The organism is Winogradskyella sp., assembly GCF_013213835.1.
In the GTDB taxonomy this organism is placed as follows: domain Bacteria; phylum Bacteroidota; class Bacteroidia; order Flavobacteriales; family Flavobacteriaceae; genus Winogradskyella.
On sequence record NZ_JABSSU010000001.1, the window covers coordinates 263,681 to 282,004 of the forward strand.

General features: G+C 32.3%; 19 protein-coding genes. 8 read left to right on the forward strand and 11 right to left on the reverse strand.

Annotation, left to right across the window (positions count from 1 at the left end; translation table 11 throughout):
* Positions 1–5 precede the first annotated feature (5 nt).
* The 3 genes from HRU50_RS01210 to HRU50_RS01220 form a co-directional block, all read right to left on the reverse strand.
* Positions 6–1,421, reverse strand: coding sequence for an HD domain-containing protein (locus tag HRU50_RS01210; protein ID WP_296347309.1), 1,416 nt, complete (start codon positions 1,419–1,421; stop codon positions 6–8).
* Positions 1,422–1,489: 68 nt separating this feature from the next.
* Entirely contained in the window at positions 1,490–2,668 is a 1,179-nt protein-coding gene (locus HRU50_RS01215) for a glycosyltransferase family 4 protein (RefSeq protein WP_296347310.1), read from the reverse strand.
* A gap of 4 nt (positions 2,669–2,672) precedes the next feature.
* Positions 2,673–3,779 carry a glycosyltransferase family 4 protein gene (locus HRU50_RS01220; RefSeq protein ID WP_296347312.1) on the reverse strand — a complete coding sequence of 369 codons (1,107 nt, stop codon included), beginning with the start codon at positions 3,777–3,779 and terminating at the stop codon, positions 2,673–2,675.
* 110 nt (positions 3,780–3,889) lie between these two features.
* Between HRU50_RS01220 and HRU50_RS01225 the strand changes: the two genes are divergently transcribed.
* Both HRU50_RS01225 and HRU50_RS01230 read left to right on the forward strand, forming a co-directional pair.
* Positions 3,890–4,687: a glycosyltransferase family 2 protein gene (locus HRU50_RS01225; RefSeq protein WP_296347315.1), complete on the forward strand. Its 798-nt coding sequence runs from the start codon at positions 3,890–3,892 to the stop codon at positions 4,685–4,687.
* On the forward strand, positions 4,674–5,438 hold the full coding sequence (locus HRU50_RS01230) for a lipopolysaccharide kinase InaA family protein (RefSeq protein WP_296347317.1): 765 nt from the start codon (positions 4,674–4,676) through the stop codon (positions 5,436–5,438). The genes HRU50_RS01225 and HRU50_RS01230 overlap by 14 nt, the downstream gene beginning before the upstream one ends.
* Here the strand turns inward: HRU50_RS01230 and HRU50_RS01235 are convergent.
* Positions 5,425–6,201, reverse strand: a complete 777-nt coding sequence (locus tag HRU50_RS01235; RefSeq protein WP_296347319.1) for a glycosyltransferase family 2 protein — start codon at positions 6,199–6,201, stop codon at positions 5,425–5,427. The genes HRU50_RS01230 and HRU50_RS01235 overlap by 14 nt on opposite strands.
* Before the next feature lie 41 nt (positions 6,202–6,242).
* Between HRU50_RS01235 and HRU50_RS01240 the strand changes: the two genes are divergently transcribed.
* Positions 6,243–7,070: a glycosyltransferase family 2 protein gene (locus HRU50_RS01240; protein WP_296347321.1), complete on the forward strand. Its 828-nt coding sequence runs from the start codon at positions 6,243–6,245 to the stop codon at positions 7,068–7,070.
* Positions 7,070–7,903, forward strand: coding sequence for a glycosyltransferase family 2 protein (locus tag HRU50_RS01245; protein WP_296347323.1), 834 nt, complete (start codon positions 7,070–7,072; stop codon positions 7,901–7,903). Before HRU50_RS01240 ends, HRU50_RS01245 begins: the two co-directional genes overlap by 1 nt.
* Here the strand turns inward: HRU50_RS01245 and HRU50_RS01250 are convergent.
* The 3 genes from HRU50_RS01250 to HRU50_RS01260 form a co-directional block, all read right to left on the reverse strand.
* Positions 7,887–8,708, reverse strand: coding sequence for a glycosyltransferase (locus HRU50_RS01250; RefSeq protein ID WP_296347325.1), 822 nt, complete (start codon positions 8,706–8,708; stop codon positions 7,887–7,889). The genes HRU50_RS01245 and HRU50_RS01250 overlap by 17 nt on opposite strands.
* Positions 8,708–9,766, reverse strand: a complete 1,059-nt coding sequence (locus tag HRU50_RS01255; protein WP_296347327.1) for a glycosyltransferase family 9 protein — start codon at positions 9,764–9,766, stop codon at positions 8,708–8,710. The genes HRU50_RS01250 and HRU50_RS01255 overlap by 1 nt, the downstream gene beginning before the upstream one ends.
* Before the next feature lie 75 nt (positions 9,767–9,841).
* Complete coding sequence (locus HRU50_RS01260; RefSeq protein WP_296347328.1) at positions 9,842–10,657, reverse strand: 2,3,4,5-tetrahydropyridine-2,6-dicarboxylate N-succinyltransferase; 816 nt, start codon at positions 10,655–10,657, stop codon at positions 9,842–9,844.
* A 352-nt stretch (positions 10,658–11,009) separates the two neighbouring features.
* On the opposite strand from HRU50_RS01260, the gene ruvX reads away from it, so the two are divergent.
* The 4 genes from ruvX (at position 11,010) to mazG (ending at position 13,310) form a co-directional block, all read left to right on the forward strand.
* A complete protein-coding gene (gene ruvX / locus HRU50_RS01265; protein WP_296347330.1) occupies positions 11,010–11,423 on the forward strand; it encodes a Holliday junction resolvase RuvX in 414 nt (137 codons plus the stop codon).
* Positions 11,424–11,504: 81 nt separating this feature from the next.
* Complete coding sequence (gene def, locus HRU50_RS01270; RefSeq protein ID WP_296347332.1) at positions 11,505–12,095, forward strand: peptide deformylase; 591 nt, start codon at positions 11,505–11,507, stop codon at positions 12,093–12,095.
* Positions 12,096–12,105: 10 nt separating this feature from the next.
* Positions 12,106–12,534: a DUF5606 domain-containing protein gene (locus HRU50_RS01275; protein ID WP_296347334.1), complete on the forward strand. Its 429-nt coding sequence runs from the start codon at positions 12,106–12,108 to the stop codon at positions 12,532–12,534.
* Between the two features lie 2 nt (positions 12,535–12,536).
* Complete coding sequence (mazG, locus tag HRU50_RS01280; RefSeq protein ID WP_296347337.1) at positions 12,537–13,310, forward strand: nucleoside triphosphate pyrophosphohydrolase; 774 nt, start codon at positions 12,537–12,539, stop codon at positions 13,308–13,310.
* Between the two features lie 260 nt (positions 13,311–13,570).
* Here the strand turns inward: mazG and HRU50_RS01285 are convergent, their stop codons facing one another.
* The 4 genes from HRU50_RS01285 to HRU50_RS01300 form a co-directional block, all read right to left on the reverse strand.
* Positions 13,571–15,505 carry a DUF349 domain-containing protein gene (locus HRU50_RS01285; RefSeq protein WP_296347339.1) on the reverse strand — a complete coding sequence of 645 codons (1,935 nt, stop codon included), beginning with the start codon at positions 15,503–15,505 and terminating at the stop codon, positions 13,571–13,573.
* Positions 15,506–15,583: 78 nt separating this feature from the next.
* Complete coding sequence (locus HRU50_RS01290) at positions 15,584–16,345, reverse strand: shikimate dehydrogenase (protein WP_296347340.1); 762 nt, start codon at positions 16,343–16,345, stop codon at positions 15,584–15,586.
* A complete protein-coding gene (locus tag HRU50_RS01295; RefSeq protein WP_296347342.1) occupies positions 16,314–17,333 on the reverse strand; it encodes a DUF368 domain-containing protein in 1,020 nt (339 codons plus the stop codon). Before HRU50_RS01295 ends, HRU50_RS01290 begins: the two co-directional genes overlap by 32 nt.
* The gene (locus tag HRU50_RS01300; protein WP_296347344.1) at positions 17,333–18,301 is read right to left on the reverse strand and encodes a DUF368 domain-containing protein; all 969 of its coding nucleotides are present in this window, start codon (positions 18,299–18,301) and stop codon (positions 17,333–17,335) included. Before HRU50_RS01300 ends, HRU50_RS01295 begins: the two co-directional genes overlap by 1 nt.
* Positions 18,302–18,324: the final 23 nt, after the last annotated feature.

An 18,324-nucleotide genomic window follows, 5' to 3' on the forward strand; every position in this document is an offset into this window, starting at 1 on the left:
ATTCATCAATCGTCAATCGTCAATCCTAAGTCAGTTCCTTTTTTTATCATTAACTCTAAAGCGGCTTCGTATTCATTAGGAATCTCACCTTCTAAAATAGCCTCTTTAATTGCCTCTTTAATAATGCCTATTTCTTTTGAAGGCTTTAGATTAAATGTCTTCATAATCTCTTCACCTGAAACTGGTGGTTGAAAGTTTCTAACACGGTCGCGCTCTTCAACTTCAACTATTTTATCTCTTACAATTTTAAAATTGTTGTGATATTTCTTAAATTTTTTAGGATTTTTTGTGGTAATGTCTGCTTCGCAAAGTGTCATTAAATCTTCAACATAATCACCAGCATCAAAAACCAAACGTCTTACTGCAGAATCGGTTACCTCACTAGCCAGGACAATAGGTCTAGAACTCATCAATACCATTTTCTGTACAAATTTCATTTTGTCGTTTAATGGCATTTTTAGACGCTTGAATAGTTTGTAAACCATTTTAGAACCTACAAACTCGTGTGCATGAAATGTCCAGCCAACTTTTTTACTAAACTTCTTTGTTGGGGCTTTGCCAATATCATGAAGTAAAGCTGCCCAACGTAACCATAAATTATTGGTCGTTTCCGAGATGTTGTCTACAACTTCTAAAGTATGATAAAAGTTGTCTTTATGCTTTTGACCTTCTATTTCATCAATGCCTTTAAGTGCTGTGAGCTCTGGTAAAATATAATTTAACAATCCTGTTTTTTCGAGGTGAATAAATCCTATTGACGGTTTTGGGCTTTCGAGAATTTTATTCAGCTCAACAACAATACGCTCTTTAGTGATAATCTTAATTCTATCCTTGTTGTTAGCAATGGCATTCAGCGAAGTCTCTTCAATCTTGAAATTAAGTTGTGTAGCAAAACGTATAGCACGCATCATTCTTAGTGGATCATCACTATAAGTAATATCAGGATCTAAAGGTGTTCTTATTATGCCTTTATCTAAGTCTGCTAAACCATTAAATGGGTCTAAAAGTTCACCGTAATTATCTTTATTAAGACTTAAAGCTAATGCATTGATTGTGAAATCTCGTCTATTTTGGTCGTCTTTGAGAGTGCCGTTTTCAACAACAGGATTTCTACTGTCTTCGTTATAACTTTCTTTTCTTGCACCAACAAATTCTACCTCAATATCATTGTAACGCAGCATTGCTGTACCATAAGTTTTAAAAACTTGAACTTTAGGTTGTGTAGGTGAATTATGAGCAACCTGTTGCGCTAACATAATACCACTGCCAACAGCAACTATATCAATATCTTTTGCATTACCACGCTCAAGCAGATAATCACGTACAAATCCACCAATGACATAACAATCTAATTGGAGTTCCTCAGCCGATTGAGAAATGTATTGAAAAATAGGATGCTTTATGGCGTTCTTATGGTTCATTTTTTTAAAAAAAAAGGCTGTGCAAAGATACGATATAAAACACTTTTGAGTAAAGAATAAAAGGCAGATTATTCTTCAGTCTTTAGAATTTCTTTATAATAATTAAGTGTGGCTTTGGTCATGAGTTCGAGAGTGTAATTTGCCAATACTTTTTCGCGAGCAACTTTTCTCATTGTACTGAATGCCTCAGGATGATCAAAAACCTTACAGATAAGTTCTTCGAAGTGTTTTGTGTCCTTTGCAATAAACCCATCTTTTGTGTCTTCAATAATTTCATGAGCAACCGGAATATCAGAAACAACTGTAATTTTTTCTAATGCCATTGCTTCAACAATAGTGAAGCCAAATGTTTCACCTTTTGAAGGTACTGCTATTAACGAAGCTTCAGAAAGTTTCCTAGGTAACTCTTTAAGAGAGATGTGCTTATAATAGGTTGTATTAACTAATGCGGCTTCGGTGAATAATTTGGATTTTAATTGATTGAAATATTTTTCACCTCTTCCTATTAAATGTAATGTGGCATCAGGATGTTTTTTAATGATCTCATTAAAGGCCGAAATGAGATTATTAACTCCTTTAGCTTCTGAAATTGTACCAACATAAAAAATTGATTTTGGAATTTCTTCAACATCTTTTTTAGGTGAAAAATGATTGACATCAATTCCGTTAGGAATAACTTTTGCAACTTCTATATCGTAGTAATCTTTTATAAAGTCTTTAGAGAAATATGAATTGGCAACAGTAAATGGGGTAACTAATAGAGCTTTTTTTTCCATCTTTATTTTAAGTTCTTCATATGGCTTATTTAGATAGTAGTGCCAAAAACCTCTTGAACCATGATATCTTGTAACTAAAGGTATACTATTGTCCCAAAAAGCGGTGAATCCATTAAAAGTAAAAGACTGAATAATATCTATATTATTTTTGAGGGCATATTTTTTTAGCTGTTTGGTAAGATGTTGACGTTCTTTTTTTAACCAGTATTCTGTAATGCTCGGATAACCTAATCGTGAACTTAATGATCTAAATAACTCAGCTATCGGGTTGGCTTTAAAGTATTGTTTGAAGAATTTAATTTTTATCTCGTCATCAATTATTTCATACTTTCTCTTTGAAAAACCATAAATGAATACTTCATGACCTTGTGCAGTCAATCTTTCAGCTACAGTTTTAAAAAATGTTCCAACTCCTCCATGTGGAGGTAATTCAGGATGAGAATATTCGTTAGTAAAAAAAAGTATACGCATTGATTTAATTTAATTGATGCTTAGATAATTCTTCGTACATCTTTTTAGCAATAACTTTTTTAGTGAAATTATTTAAAAGATATTGATAACCATTTTTTGTAAACTTATCTTGCATTGTTTTGTCATTAAGCAGTTGTGTCACCTTAATAGCAAAGTCTTTAGGGTTACCAACTTCAGCAAGTAAACCAGTTTCACCATCAACAATAACCTCTGAAACTCCACCAGCATCAGCAGCTACAATAGCGACTTTGCAAGCGTAAGATTCTAAAAGCACACCACCAGTCGGTTCGTTATTAGAGGTGAACATAAACAAATCAAATTCAGGTAAAATATCTGGTATGTCCTTTCTAAAGCCAGTAAAAATGATATGATCACTTAGACCTTTTGATTCGACATAATCTTTAATTTCTTGTTCTAGTTTTCCTTTACCTACAAGAATATATTTTGCCTTAATTTTATTTTCTTTCACCAGTATTTCGACCGTATCGACCCAAGTATAGTGATCCTTGAATCCAGTAAATTCCGCTATATTCCCAATAAGTTTATAATCATCAGAAATGTTGTATTCCTTGTGTAGCAATCCAGTTGCTTCTTGTTTTTTAAATTTATTAACATCGGTTACACTGCCAATAACAGTAAATCTACTATGGTCTTTAACGGCAAATTTTAAGGACTCAATAACTGGATGCGAAACACAAATGATTTTTTTAATGCCTTTATAATTGTATTTCCATTTTCTAAAGAAATTAGTATCTACACGTTTTATGAGTGTACGACAGAGCACCAAAGGTGTTTTCATTCTAAATATAAAGGATGCTAAAACAGCAAGTGTGTGTGCTTTACTATTGTGGATAAAAATTACCGATGCGTTTATTTCTTTAGCAATCTTTTTAAATTCTTTGGCATAGGATAAACTGTATTCTGACTTATATTCAAAAGGGATAACTTGTAACCCCTTTTTTGCTGCGACTTTATATATCTCAGAATTAATAGGGCAAACTATCCATTGATCTTCAACATAACCTTCATCTTTAAAGGCTTCATATAAATAGATAATTTTTTGTTCGTGACCTCTCCAAACTTTGGAAGCCGTGAATTGGATTAATCGCATAGCATTATAAATTATGAAACAAAGAAACTAAAAAAGGGTGAGATACTTTTAGGTAATTTTTTAAATCAAGTTTATAAAATTGTAGTTTTGTTGCATTATTGAATTCAAAGATGAAAGCATCCTTAGTTATTTGTACTTATAATTGGCCAGAAGCCTTAGAACTGGTTTTAAAGAGTATAATGGTTCAAAAAGAAATGCCAGAAGAAGTCATTATCGCTGATGATGGTTCTAAAGAAGAGACTAAGAACTTAATAGAATCTTTTAAATCAAAATTAAGTATTCCTTTACACCATGTGTGGCAAGAAGACAAAGGGTGGCGTAAATCTATTATTCTTAATAAGGCTATAGCTAATGCTAAAGGTGAGTATATCATTCAGATAGATGGGGATTGTATTTTACACAGCTCCTTTGTAAAGGATCATTTACGCTATGCCAGAAGAGGTGTTTACCTATCAGGAAGTCGAGTAAATATTCAAGAATCATTTTTAGTTACATTGTTTAAAAAACAAAAAATTAGTTTCAATTTTTTAAGTAGAGGTATAAAAAAAAGAGGTAGAGCTTTACACTTACCGTTATTGAGTAAGTTCTATAAAGAAAAGGATGGATTTAACCGAAAAAATAGGGGTTGCAATACATCATTTCATAGAGATGATTTTATAGCAGTTAATGGTTATAATGATGATTTTTTTGGTTGGGGAAGAGAAGATTCTGAATTGGGTAGAAGATTCCATAATTATGGATTAAAAAATAGAAAGCTAAAGAATATTGCTATAGTTTACCATATATATCATTATGTAAAGCCTAAAGATGGTTTAGATAAGAATCATCAATTAGAAATGGAGGCAAAGAATAATAAAACAGTTTGGTGCGATAACGGTATTAACAAGTATTTAAATGAAACTATCTAAAAAGATTCATGAGGATTTTAAGGATGAAGTATCTTTCTTAGATAACATCATTTCAAAATTTGAAACTGAAGGAACTCCATTTGGAAATCAAGATAGAAATTCTTTGAAGTTATTCGATCTAAATGGAATGACTCTGAATGTTAAGTCGTTTAGAGTTCCTAATGCTATCAATAAGTTTGTATATCGATTTTTTAGAAAAAGTAAAGCACAGCGATCTTTTGAATATGCCAAAAAACTTATGGAACTTGGTATTGGTACACCACAACCAATTGCTTTTTATGAATATTTAAAGCCCTTTTCATTTTACAAGAGTTATTATATAAGTATTCAACAAGAGTGTGATTTAACCTATAGAGAACTTACTAAGGATTTTGATTATCCAAAACATGAAGAAATTCTAAGAGCTTTTACCAGATTTACATTTCAATTGCATGAAAGAGAGGTTCATTTTTTAGATCACTCACCAGGAAATACCTTAATAAAAAAAGAAAATGAGGGTTATACATTCTTTCTTGTAGATCTCAATAGAATGGAGTTTAGAGCTTTAGATTTTAACGAGCGTATTAAGAACTTTGCTAAGTTAACTATTCATAAATCTTTGGTTGAGGTAATGAGCGATGAGTATGCTAAATGTATTGGTAAAGACTTTGATACCGTATTCTCGCTAATGTGGCGATATACACAAGAGTTTCAAGAGCGTTATCAAAGAAAGCGAAGATTAAAGAAAAAACTTAAGTTCAGGAAGAAGTAGTTTTCGCCGAAGATTTATAAAGTGCTCTTAGTTTTTTGTATTTCAAGAATGTGATCTTTCCTGTTTGATAACAAATTCTAAAACCGTTTTTTCCATCTAAAAACCCTAATCGTAGGATAAAGGCTTTAAAAAATGCCCAGCTTGGGTTCCATGTAAGTTTTAGTATAGAAGCTGTTTTCCCTTCATCAAAATAGGCCTTGGCAGCAATCGAAGAAAAATACTCAGATTTATCATCCATTTCCTTGTAGGTCTGATATGTCCAGTGCAAGATATCACCTTCTAAATGCCCAACCTTAGCTTTTATATTGTTTAACTGCACATAATCATGCGGATTTATGCCTGTCCATTTGGCTTTAGTTTTATCAAAAACACGCAATTTCCTATTAGGATACCAGTCTGAATATTTAATCCATTGGCCGCAAAAATTATTGAGTCTGTTGGCAAAATAGCCATCAAATTCCCAATTAGTCTTTAGTTGAAGTATAGATTTTTGAAGTGTTTCAGATAATGCTTCATCACCATCTAGTGAGACAACATAATTATAAGAAGCTTGGTCTAAAGCAAAATTCTTTTGTTCTATATAGCCTAAGAATTTCTGTTCAATAAAAGTAACATTAAACGATTCACAAATTACTTTGGTATTATCTGTTGAGAACGAATCAACGACTATAATCTCATCTACAACATCGTTTAAAGAATGTAGACATCTTTCAATATTTCGTTCTTCATTATAGGTTATAATGACGCCAGATAGTTTTAACATTGTTGTAAATTCAATGTGGTAAAAATAGTATTTTTGTGCTTATGCAATTAGGCCCAAAAGCAACCGTAATAATTAGTACTTATAATCAACCAAAGTGGTTAGAATTAGTATTGCACAGCTACAATTTACAAACTATAAAAGATTTTGAAATCGTTATTGCAGATGATGGGTCAACTGACAACACTAAACAAGTTATTGATGATTTCAAAATCAGTTCTCAGTTAAAAGTAACCCATGTTTGGCAAGAGGATGACGGTTTTCAAAAAACAAAAATTTTAAACAAGGCCATTGTAGCTTCAAATTCAGATTACATTATTTTTACTGATGGTGATTGCATTGCAAGAAATGACTTTATTGAAACACATTTACGATTAAGAAAAGAGAATTCTGCACTTTCTGGTGGATACTACAAGCTAACTGAGACGATATCTAATATTATAGATAAAGATATCATTACAGCACAGAAATGTTTTGATAAAACTTGGCTTATTAAAAATAGACAACCGAAGTCCTTTAAGATGAATAAGCTTTCAAAATCTAGTTTTAAAACTAATCTTTTGAATAAAATAACAACTACAAAAGCGACATTTGATGGCATGAATGTGTCATGCTGGAAAACCGATATCTTGGCTGTTAATGGTTTTGATGAACGTATGAAATATGGCGGTGAGGATAGAGAAGTTGGTGAACGAATGATGAATAACGGAATAAAGTTTAAACAGATTAGATATAGTGCGATTTGTGTACATTTGCATCACGAGAGACCTTATAAACAAGAAGAGGCTGAATTTTTTAATAGGCAATTGAGAACAGCTACAAAAAGGAATAACACTGTTTGGTCTACATTCGGAATTAAAAAAGATGATTAATGCAAAGACCTAAGATTTCAATAATAATAAGTACATATAATTCTGAAGCTTGGTTAGAAAAAGTGATGTGGAGTTATGAGGCCCAGACTTATAAAAATTTCGAGATGGTGATTGCAGATGATGGTTCAAAACAGCCAACATTTGATCTTATTGAGCAGATGAAATTTAAAGTTAGCTATCCAATTATTCACGTATGGCATGAAGATAATGGTTTTCAAAAATCTCAGATTTTAAATAAGGCTATACAGTCATGCAATGCAGATTATATTTTAATGAGTGATGGAGATTGTATTGCAAGAAAGGATTATGTAGAGGTGCATTTAAATGAAAGTGAAGAAGGCTATTTTTTGTCCGGAGGTTATTTTATGTTACCTATGCATATTTCAGAACTCATAACTAAAGAAGATATTTTATCACAGCGTTGTTTTGATGTGAAATGGTTAAAATCTCATGGATTAACATCATCTTTTAAAAACAATAAATTAACTTCTACCGGTCTAAAACGAAAGGTTCTTAATGCTATTACACCAACAAATGCCAGTTGGAATGGTCATAATGCTTCAGGCTGGAAAAAAGATATTCTCGCCATTAATGGTTTTGATGAGCGCATGCAATATGGTGGACAAGATAGAGAATTGGGAGAACGATTATTTAATTATGGTTTAAAGTCTAAGCAGATAAGATATAGTGCTATTTGTTTGCATTTAGATCATCCTAGAGGTTATAAAACACAAGAATCCATTGATAAAAATCTAGCCATTAGAGCCACTACAAAAAGCGATAGACTTAAGTGGACTGATTATGGAATAGAAAAATCTAAAACTTCAGATTAAAGTAGTCGCAGAGTTGTTGCCACTGCGTGCGATTATAATCTTGTTTGTTATTAATCTTTTTAAGAGATACCTTCTGTGTAAAAGCAATTGGAATTGGTTCTGGTTTTTCAATTTTTGAAGGCATACTCATAGTACCATTGAGTAAAGCCATTGCTTTAAACCACAAATCATCACTTTTTGGTGCTAATTTATTTATCAGATCAATATCATTATACTGCTTGTATAATGCATTGGGTGGATAAAGCACTAAAAACGCACCAACCGGTGAATACAAATTTTTATTATGTGTTTTTCCTTTTTTATAAAAAGGCCAATTTAAATAAGGAAGAACTTCACCATTATCATCATAAGTTATACATCGGCATCTATTACCGATCACTACATTAGGGTTTTCTAGATGTTCTTTGTATAACTGAGAAATACTTGTAGGTTCATAAATTAAATCATCATCGCAGGTGATGATGATGTCATTGGGAAAAGTATCTATGCTGTGAATCAGTTTACGGTGAGAAAATGTATATGGTGAATACCGAACTTCAAAAGTATCTCCAATAAGTTTCTTTAATTTCTTCGGAATTTTACCTTCATAACTGTCATTTAACCAGAGCACAACTTTTTTTGGCAACACATTTTGGTTGAGAATACTTCGAATAGTTAAATGTAAGGTTCCAATTCTTGAAGGAATTGTTGTAAGTGAGACAATTACAGGAATACGTTCTTTTGTGTCTTCTTTAAATGAAGACACTGGTTTTAAAGAGAGTTTAAGACTATGATAAAGTGATGAAGGAAGTTCAGAAATTTTCATTATTCGATAATATGGTCCAAATATACTTCGAGTTGGTCTTTAAAATAATCAAATTCAAATAAATTATAGAAATGTTCAACCTTGCTTTTAATTGTTTTTAAATTATTTGCTTCGTAAATCTCAGGTTTATAGTCTTTGAGATGCACAGCAATGTGAGTTTTATTATCAGTTGCCGTATTCCAAGATGTTTTTCTAATCCAAGGTGAGAAAAAGGTAAATGTTGGGATATTAATGGCTTTAGCCATGTTTACAGCGCCACCTTCATTACCTATTAATGTATTACACTGACTTGTCAGTGCAATAAAATCTCTCAAGTTTTTAGCATATATATCTAAAAAAATATGCGCTTGAGTATTTTTTTTGGTTTTCTTGTATACGCTTAAAGCCTGATTTTTTTGATTTGGGATATAGTTGAAAAGTATTTGACTTTTGGTTTTACTCACAATAAAATCTAGAACTTTAACCATGTATTCATTTGGATAGGTTTTATTATCTGAACTTCCAAAAAGACTTATCATTATAATAGGTGTTTCAAGATTTAGACCGTTGGAACTTAGAAACTCTTTTGCATTTTGAATTTCTTCTTCTTTTAAATAAATTTTAGGTCTGATTACTTCTGAAGAAATGCCTATTGGCTTTAATAAGTTTAACCTGCTTTTAATGGCTCTTTCGCCTTCATTGGCTTTCCATTCCGATTTAACAAGATGATTATAGTATAATGACACAAACGACTTATAAGTAGATATTCTGGTTTTAGCACCAGAAAATAACGTAATTATTTGACTACTTAATTTGGCATACACATCTATAACAGCATCATATTTTTCTTTCCTAATTTGTTTAGCTAACCCGATCAGCTTCAACGTATTCTTTTCATGCTCAGGTGTAAAAAAAACAAATTTATCTATATATGGATTATTTTCAACTACAGGATAAGTATGAGAGTTTAATAAGTAATGCAATTCATAATCAGCATGTTTTTCTTTAATGGCTTCAAACAAGATACTTGTTGCCAAAACATCACCAATCATTTTTTGTTGAATTATTAAAACTTTCATCTGTTTTTAAAATAGTAATCCCAAAGTCTAAAATACAAGAATTTGGGATTTGACTACTTTTTATTTCAATAAGAATTATACAGCTACATTGTACTCACGTAAAGCATCGTTTAGGGATGTTTTCTTATCTGTACTTTCTTTACGTTTACCAATAATTAAAGCACACGGTACTTGATATTCACCAGCTGCAAATTTCTTGGTATAACTTCCAGGAATTACAACAGAACGCGCTGGTACAACACCTTTCATTTCAACCGGTTCATCTCCTGTAACATCTATAATTTTTGTACTCATTGTAAGCACAACATTAGCACCAAGTACTGCTTCTTTTTCTACTCTTACACCTTCAACCACAATACATCTACTACCAATAAATGCCCCATCTTCAATAATAACCGGTGCCGCTTGGAGAGGCTCTAAAACACCTCCAATACCAACACCACCAGAGAGGTGAACATTTTTACCGATTTGTGCACAACTACCAACAGTTGCCCAAGTGTCTACCATAGTGCCTTCATCAACATATGCGCCAATATTTACATAACTAGGCATCAAAATTACACCTTTTGAGATATAAGCTCCGTGTCTTGCAACTGCATGAGGTACAACTCTAATTCCCTTGTCTTCATAGTTGCGTTTTAAAGGAATTTTATCATGATATTCAAAAATGCCAACTTCAAATGTTTCCATTTTTTGAATAGGGAAATATAAGACCACAGCTTTTTTTACCCATTCGTTCACCTGCCATCCATCGTCTGTTGGTTGAGCTACTCTTAAAGAGCCTTCATCAATTAGATTAATCACATTTCTAATCGCATCAATTGTCGTTTGATCTGTTAGTAATGATCTATCATTCCATGCGTTTTCTATAATCGTTTGAAGTTGTTCCATAGTAGTTTTCAAAATTTTTGTCAAAGATAAGTTCTTGTTTAGGCAACTAAAAAAAAAATTTTCAAAATGTGACTTATATAAAAATTAGGTGTCATATAGGTGTTAAAGGCAACGATATTTATATTATATCGAAGGTTTTAATTAATAGCTAATTTTAGAAACCTCTCTTCCCCAATGTAAGAGAGGTTTTCTTTTTTTAATGATTTGTGACTTTTTTAAAAAGTACGTGTCAAATGAATAATTAAACGATTGATTTATTTAAAGAGGGAAATAATTCAAAATTTAATTAATAGCTAATTATTTAAGCGCTTCCTTGGCGGGGAGCGCTTTTTTTGATTTACATTTGCAGTATATGGGAAGAATATTGGCAATAGATTACGGTACAAAACGAACGGGTATTGCAGTAACGGACGAGCTACAAATTATTGCTTCTGGTCTTACTACCGTTGATACAAATGAACTATTGACGTTTCTTAAGGATTACGTTAGTGGTGAAAACGTTGAAAAGTTTGTGGTTGGTTTACCAAAGCAGATGAATAACTCTGCTTCAGAAAGCGAAGTTTATATTCAAAAGTTTTTAGTAGAATTACAAAAACAAATTCCACATATTTCCATAGAACGTGAAGATGAAAGATTTACTTCAAAAATGGCTTTTCAGACCATGATAGATAGTGGTCTAAAAAAGAAGCAAAGGCAAAATAAGGCTTTAGTTGATGAGATAAGTGCTACTCTCATACTGCAGAGCTATTTATCAAGATCACATTAAATTAATATTAACAATTTAGTTTTTGGATTTTGAATTATAGTTTTTGAAATTTGATACTTTTGCACCCGAAAATAACTGATTATGATTTTACCAATTGTTGCATACGGAGATCCTGTGTTGAAGAAAAAGGCAAAGGAAATTGATAAAGATTATCCTAAGCTAAACGAGCTTTTAGATAATATGTACGAAACGATGTATGGTGCTTATGGTGTTGGTTTGGCTGCACCTCAAATAGGTTTGCCTATTCGTTTGTTTTTGGTAGATACCGAGCCATTTGCTGATGATGAGAATTTATCAGAAGAAGAAAGAGCAGAATTAAAGGGGTTTAAAAAAACATTTATAAATGCTCAGATCTTGGAAGAAGAAGGCGACGAATGGGCATTTAATGAAGGCTGTTTGAGTATTCCGGATGTTAGAGAAGATGTGTTTAGACAACCGAAGATTAAAATTCAATATCAAGATGAGAATTTTGAAACTCATGTTGAGGAATATGATGGTTTAATAGCAAGAGTGATTCAGCATGAATATGATCATATAGAAGGTGTTTTGTTTACTGATAAATTATCGTCATTTAAGAAACGTCTTATTAAAGGTAAATTAACCAATATTTCAAAGGGAAAAATAAGAATAGATTATAAAATGCGTTTTCCTGCAATGAGCAGAAAGCGTTAAAAAAATATATATGGGTTTAGATAAAATATTAGCAATTTCTGGTAAACCAGGACTATACGAAATCGTAACGCAAACAAGAACTGGTGCGGTTGTGCAATCTCTTTTAGATAAAAAGAGAATTACTGTAGGTGCGCATAGCAACATTAGTATTTTAAGTGAGATTGCTATTTATACATTAACAGAAGAAGTACCGTTAAAAGATGTTCTTAAAAAGATTAAGGACAAAGAAAATGGTGAGCCAACATCTATTAGTCATAAAGACGGAAAGGATGCTTTAGAAGAGTATTTCTTCGGAGTATTACCAGATTACGATGAAGATAGAGTATATGCTTCAGATATTAAGAAGGTTATACAGTGGTACAATTTATTGCACAAGAACAATCTGTTAAATGTATTAGAAGCGGAAGAAGAAGTAGTTGACGCTTCTGAAGAAGAATAAGAATGTCAGATAAGGCAACACAACTTAAAGCATTTGAGCGTTTGCTTATCATTATGGATGAGTTGCGAGAGCAATGTCCATGGGATAAGAAGCAGACTATGGAATCACTTCGCCACCTAACTATTGAAGAAGTTTACGAACTTGGTGATGCTATTTTAGACCAAGATTTAGACGAGGTCAAAAAAGAACTTGGTGATGTGTTATTACACATTGTATTTTATTCTAAAATAGGTAGTGAGACCAATAGCTTTGATATTGCAGACGTATGTCATAGCATCTGTGATAAGCTCGTAGAACGTCATCCGCATATTTATGGTGACGTAACCGTTGAAAACGAAGAAGAGGTTAAGCGCAATTGGGAGCAGATAAAACTTAAAGAAGGTAAAAAAAGTGTGCTTGAAGGAGTCCCAAGAAGTTTGCCAGCAATGGTAAAAGCCAATCGTATACAAGATAAAGTTGCCGGTGTTGGTTTTGATTGGGAAAAACCAGAACAAGTATTTGATAAAGTTGAAGAGGAACTAGCCGAATTAAAATCTGAAATAGCAAATGGAAACCAAGATGCTATTGAAAGTGAATTTGGTGATGTATTATTTTCTATGATAAATTACGCACGCTTTCTTACGGTAAATCCTGAAAATGCGCTTGAGCGCACGAATAAAAAATTCATGAAACGTTTTCAATATCTAGAAAGTAAAGCCAAAGACCTGAATAAGTCCTTGAAAGATATGACACTTTCTGAAATGGATGTCTTTTGGGAAGAAGCAAAGTCTTTATAATATTGCTATTTTCATTCCTGTCTTTGCAGGAATAACAGTTTTTGTTAAAATTTCTTTAAAGTATAAAAACTAAACATCTAAGACTTTATTTCCTTACGTAACTATAACAAATAAGAACTCAAAGTTTTTATAATCTTAGTAGGAGATCTTAGTTATTATTTGCGGTTGTAATTAAGGTTAAATTTAGTTTAGTTAGGCAAAAACCATCTGTTATTAGCAGATGGTTTTTGAATTTATTAAAAATATATGGGAAGTCAAACTTATGAATACATGCCGCGTATTTTTGTCAACTTTGCTTTCCATGAGTCTAATTCACTCTTGTGTTTTTCAATGTTTTTGAGAACATCTTTTACTAAAGGATTAGTCTCATCAACATTAGAGAAAAACTGAAGATTATTTTCTAATTGAGTGATTTCCGATTGTACTTCTCCAATTTTTTTACGAATAAAGTTTTGTTCATTGTCTAGCAATCTAGTATCATCTGGATTTGCCAAGTTTTCAAGCTTACTCTCAAATTTCACCATGTCTAGTTTAGACTTGTCCATTTTAATTTTATCAAAAGCATCATCAATGGCTTTGTAAAATTTCCCATCAATATATCTCTTATTTTGTGGAACATGTCCGATGGCTTTCCATTCGGCAATTTTAGACTTTAAAGTATCAACATTTGCCTTGTTGTCATCAGTAAGTTCAAATGCCTTTAAATCATCTAATAATTTTACTTTTTTATCGAAAGCATCGTATAAATGCTGATTTTCGGCTTTACGTTGTTGGTGCATTCTATCAAAAAAATAGTTGCAGGCATCCTTAAATTCTTTCCAGATTTTATCGCTATCTCGTCTAGGTACATGACCAATTTTTTTCCAATCACTCTGAATTTTTTTCATTAAAGGAGTAACCACCTCAAAGTCATCACTGTCTTTATTCTCTTGAGCTATTTTTATAAGCTCTCTTTTTTTCAATAGATTTTCGTATTGTCCTTTCTTTAACTCTTTGTAGAATTTATTTTTACCTCTATTAAAAGTTCTAACTGCCTCCTTAAATTTTGCCCAAGTAGCCTCATTCACTTTTAAAGGAACTTTTCCGGCATTAAAGAACGACTCTCTAAGCGCTTCAACTTCTTTAATTTTTTTCTGCCAAGCACTATGAGAATTCGAAGCATCTTCTGCTATGGCTTGAATATTTGAAATAATCTCCTCCTTTTTGACTAGATTTTTTTCATAAGCTTTATCTAAATCTGCATAATAAGCTTGGCGTTTGTCATGAATGGTTTTAGTAGCGTTGCTAAAGCGTTCCCAAATTTCTTCTCTATGCTCTTTAGCTACAGGTCCAAGTTCTTCTTTCCATAACTTGTGCAATACCTGTAATTCTCTAAATGAACGGTTGATGTTGTCGTCCTTTGCTAGTTCTTCAGCGCGATCTATGATTTTCATCTTTTGTTCATAGTTATGCTTAAAGTCCATGTCTCTTAGATCGTTGTTAAGATGTAAGAAATCATAAAAACGTTCTACATGATGATGATAAGAATTCCATGCATTATTATACTTGTCTCTAGGGATAGGCCCAGCATTTCTCCAGCTATCTTGAAGTTCTTTAAAGTGCTTGTAAGTTGTATTTATATTTTCTTCAACATTAAGAAGTCCTTTAATTTCTTCTATAATAGACAAGCGCTTCTCTAAGTTTTGTTTTAAGTTTTGCTCGCGCTCGTTATAATATGAGCTTATAGATTGTTTGTAATCTTTGTAAAGCTGGTTGAATAGTTTTTTTGTGTCGTTGGTATAGTAGAAATCTAATTCATTGCCACCTTCGTTGATAAATTCTTCTTTCTTTTCTTCAAGCAATTGGCCAAATTTAGCATTAAATTCAGCTTTAATAAGATTTACTTGCTTAGATATGGTTTGAATCTTGTGGTGCTTTAATAATCGATTAAGCTCAGTTGCCAAATCTTGCAAAGACATTGAATGATAGTCTTTTTCTTCAACCTCATGGCGCTCTGCATTGGCTTCGTCTTCAGCATCCTCAGCATTTGAAGCTTCAATTTCATTCACATGGTCTTCAGCATCAGTTCCAACTACTTCTTCAGTAGTCGTTTTAGCTTCAGATTCTAAATTTTCATTTGTTGGTTCGGCAGAAGTATTTTCTATTTCTGTTTCTTTAATTCCTTCTGCGTTTTGCAGGTTATCATTCTCAGACATAGGTCAATTTTTTAGTACAGTTGTTAAAGATACTAACAACTGTTAGAATTGACAAGAAATTAACGTTACTGTAAGGTTTTAGTATTGGTTCCAAATTTCCCAAGCTTTGTCAGCCTGTAACTCGAGCATTTCGAGACCATTAATTGTCGTTGCCTCCATCATATCTCCACAACTTAAAAATTTGGTTTGTTCTGGATTATAAATAAGGTCATAAAGGATATGATTTTTTGTAACGGCTTCGTATGGAATGTCAGGGCATTCATTGACATTAGGATAAGTACCTATTGGTGTACAGTTGATAATTACACTATATGTAGAGATGATATCATTAGTCAAGTCAGTGTATAAAAATTTTACGTCTTCTTTCACATTTCTTGAAACATAATCGTACTGAATACCTAATTCCTCCAAGGCATAGGCTATAGCTTTAGACGCACCTCCAGTTCCTAATATTAATGCATGTTTATGATGCTCTTTAAGATGTGGTTTAATAGAATTTTTAAAACCATAATAATCTGTATTGAAGCCGATGAGTTTTTGATAGCGCGTTATTTTTATAGTGTTTACGGCGCCAATTTTACGTGCATGCTCATTAAGTTCGTCAAGTAAAGGTATGACTTGTTCTTTATAAGGAATCGTGACATTTAGTCCTTTTAAGTTGGGAGTGTCTTTTATGATGGATTCAAATTTTTCAATTGAATCAATATCAAAATTTACATAGGTGTGTTGAAGTCCTTCACTTTTAAACTTTTTAGCGAAATAACTTCTAGAGAATGAGTAGGAAATGTTTTTACCTACTAAACCGTATTTATGACTTAATTCTTCTTGTACGTTGTCCATACCATTCTAATCCTAGAACTACTAATATTCCGAGAACAATATAGGCAATTGCTAAAAAAGTCTGTGTATTAGCTTCTGGGAAATATCTAACATAGTTTTCAATGATTTGTTTACCTGTGGAGTCTAACAGGTAACTGCCGTCTTCTGTTGTTTTATATATTGTTTTTTTCCATGGCCAAACTACACCAAGCGAACCGATGATAAAACCTACAATGGTAGCCATGGTAATATTTTTGTAGTGTTTTAAAATGTAGTTTAATAAGTGTGAGAATGATACTAAGCCTGCAACAGAACCTAAAGTAAAAACACCTAAAACTTTAAGTAACCTCATTCTAACTGCGTCCTTAACGAAATTAAAATTACCACTAAATATATCCGCCATTGTGTCGTATAAGGCATTCACAGAATCTACAAGTAGAAGCACATAATTACCTAATAGTATGAGGATAAAGGAACCTGAAAATCCTGGTAGTGTCATACCAGAAACGCTAATAATACCGCAGAAAAAAACAAAAAATAAATTATCATTTTCTGTGGCAGGGTCTAAAAAGCTTATACTAATGCCGGCTGAAGCACCTAAAATTAATGCTGCAATTGTTTTACGATTCCAAGTCCCAAAATCTTTACTGATATAATAGATAGAACCAATAATCATACCAAAAAAGGCACTCCAAACATAGAGCTCGTAATTAACAATAAGATAGTCAAGTATTTTAGAGACACTAAAATAACTCACCACCATTCCGAAAATTAATAACCCTAAGAATCGACCATTAATGTATTGAATAAAGCTTTTAAAACGTCCGTTTACAAGTAACTTAAAAGCAGTTTTATTGACGCGTTGTAAGGAATAAATGAATTCTTCATAAAAACCTGCAACAAAGGCAACAACACCACCTGAGACACCAGGAACTTTATTTGCAGCACCCATTGCCAAACCCTTTATGACCAAAAAAATACGATCTCTTAAGGTTCTTGTGCTTTGCATTAAGTCTTTGGTTTTTTGTTTCCTAGTTTTTCTAAGATGAGTATAGTCGCAAATCCTATTACTATAAATACTACAGCTAAAATTAATTCATTATCACCTTCATAGTTTGAAGGTAGTATACTCTTATCTAATAGGGTAACTTCTTCGCCTTCAGAATTAATTCTAGTTTTAAGGACTTCTTTCCAAGGCCAAATTTTATTTAAGGAACCAATCATAAAACCAGTAAGAATAGCTAGTGTGAGGTTCTTTTGGTGTTTAAACATCCAGTTTAAGGCTTTAGAAAATACTTTAAGCCCAACTGCTGCGCCTATACCAAGTAATACAAACTTTAATAATGCATCTTTAAATAATTCCATATTACCATTGAGCAGTCCATCTCTAAGGTTATTTATGGTATCAATAGCTGTTTGGTAAGCCCCGAGTATTAATAAAATAAATGCGCCCGAAACACCAGGTAAAATCATAGCTATTATTGCTATAAAACCACAGAATAAAAGATAAAAAGGACTATCAGGTGACGCAAAGGGTTCTGCTAATGTTATGTAATAAGATAAAACTGAAATAGCCGCAATTGCAATAATAACCAATGGTGACCAAGATTTAATTTGTTTAGCTATATAAAGAATACTCGCTAGTACTAGCCCAAAAAAGAATGACCATAATAGAACTGGTTCATTATGTAAAAGCCATTTTATAAGTTTTGCTAATGATAAAATGCTAATTGCAATGCCAGAGAATAGAGCTAGCAAAAAGCTACCGTTTATTGAACTCCAAGCTGCTTTTAAACCTTCTTTCCTCCAGACTTTAAAAACATCTAAACTAACTTTATCAATACTTTCTATAAGTTCTTCGTAAATACCAGATATAAAAGCTATTGTGCCACCAGAAACACCTGGAACAACATCAGCCGCTCCCATGGCTATTCCTTTAAATGAGATTACAAGGTAATCAATTAAGCGTCTTTGCATTTTCTATTGAAATATGTTGGCTA

Coding starts and splice junctions, on each gene's coding strand:
- HRU50_RS01210 (WP_296347309.1), bottom strand. CDS start 1,421: ATGAACCATAAGAACGCCATAAAGCATCCTATTTTTCAATACATTTCT.
- HRU50_RS01215 (WP_296347310.1), bottom strand. CDS start 2,668: ATGCGTATACTTTTTTTTACTAACGAATATTCTCATCCTGAATTACCT.
- HRU50_RS01220 (WP_296347312.1), bottom strand. CDS start 3,779: ATGCGATTAATCCAATTCACGGCTTCCAAAGTTTGGAGAGGTCACGAA.
- HRU50_RS01225 (WP_296347315.1), top strand. CDS start 3,890: ATGAAAGCATCCTTAGTTATTTGTACTTATAATTGGCCAGAAGCCTTA.
- HRU50_RS01230 (WP_296347317.1), top strand. CDS start 4,674: ATGAAACTATCTAAAAAGATTCATGAGGATTTTAAGGATGAAGTATCT.
- HRU50_RS01235 (WP_296347319.1), bottom strand. CDS start 6,201: ATGTTAAAACTATCTGGCGTCATTATAACCTATAATGAAGAACGAAAT.
- HRU50_RS01240 (WP_296347321.1), top strand. CDS start 6,243: ATGCAATTAGGCCCAAAAGCAACCGTAATAATTAGTACTTATAATCAA.
- HRU50_RS01245 (WP_296347323.1), top strand. CDS start 7,070: ATGCAAAGACCTAAGATTTCAATAATAATAAGTACATATAATTCTGAA.
- HRU50_RS01250 (WP_296347325.1), bottom strand. CDS start 8,708: ATGAAAATTTCTGAACTTCCTTCATCACTTTATCATAGTCTTAAACTC.
- HRU50_RS01255 (WP_296347327.1), bottom strand. CDS start 9,766: ATGAAAGTTTTAATAATTCAACAAAAAATGATTGGTGATGTTTTGGCA.
- HRU50_RS01260 (WP_296347328.1), bottom strand. CDS start 10,657: ATGGAACAACTTCAAACGATTATAGAAAACGCATGGAATGATAGATCA.
- ruvX (WP_296347330.1), top strand. CDS start 11,010: ATGGGAAGAATATTGGCAATAGATTACGGTACAAAACGAACGGGTATT.
- def (WP_296347332.1), top strand. CDS start 11,505: ATGATTTTACCAATTGTTGCATACGGAGATCCTGTGTTGAAGAAAAAG.
- HRU50_RS01275 (WP_296347334.1), top strand. CDS start 12,106: ATGGGTTTAGATAAAATATTAGCAATTTCTGGTAAACCAGGACTATAC.
- mazG (WP_296347337.1), top strand. CDS start 12,537: ATGTCAGATAAGGCAACACAACTTAAAGCATTTGAGCGTTTGCTTATC.
- HRU50_RS01285 (WP_296347339.1), bottom strand. CDS start 15,505: ATGTCTGAGAATGATAACCTGCAAAACGCAGAAGGAATTAAAGAAACA.
- HRU50_RS01290 (WP_296347340.1), bottom strand. CDS start 16,345: ATGGACAACGTACAAGAAGAATTAAGTCATAAATACGGTTTAGTAGGT.
- HRU50_RS01295 (WP_296347342.1), bottom strand. CDS start 17,333: ATGCAAAGCACAAGAACCTTAAGAGATCGTATTTTTTTGGTCATAAAG.
- HRU50_RS01300 (WP_296347344.1), bottom strand. CDS start 18,301: ATGCAAAGACGCTTAATTGATTACCTTGTAATCTCATTTAAAGGAATA.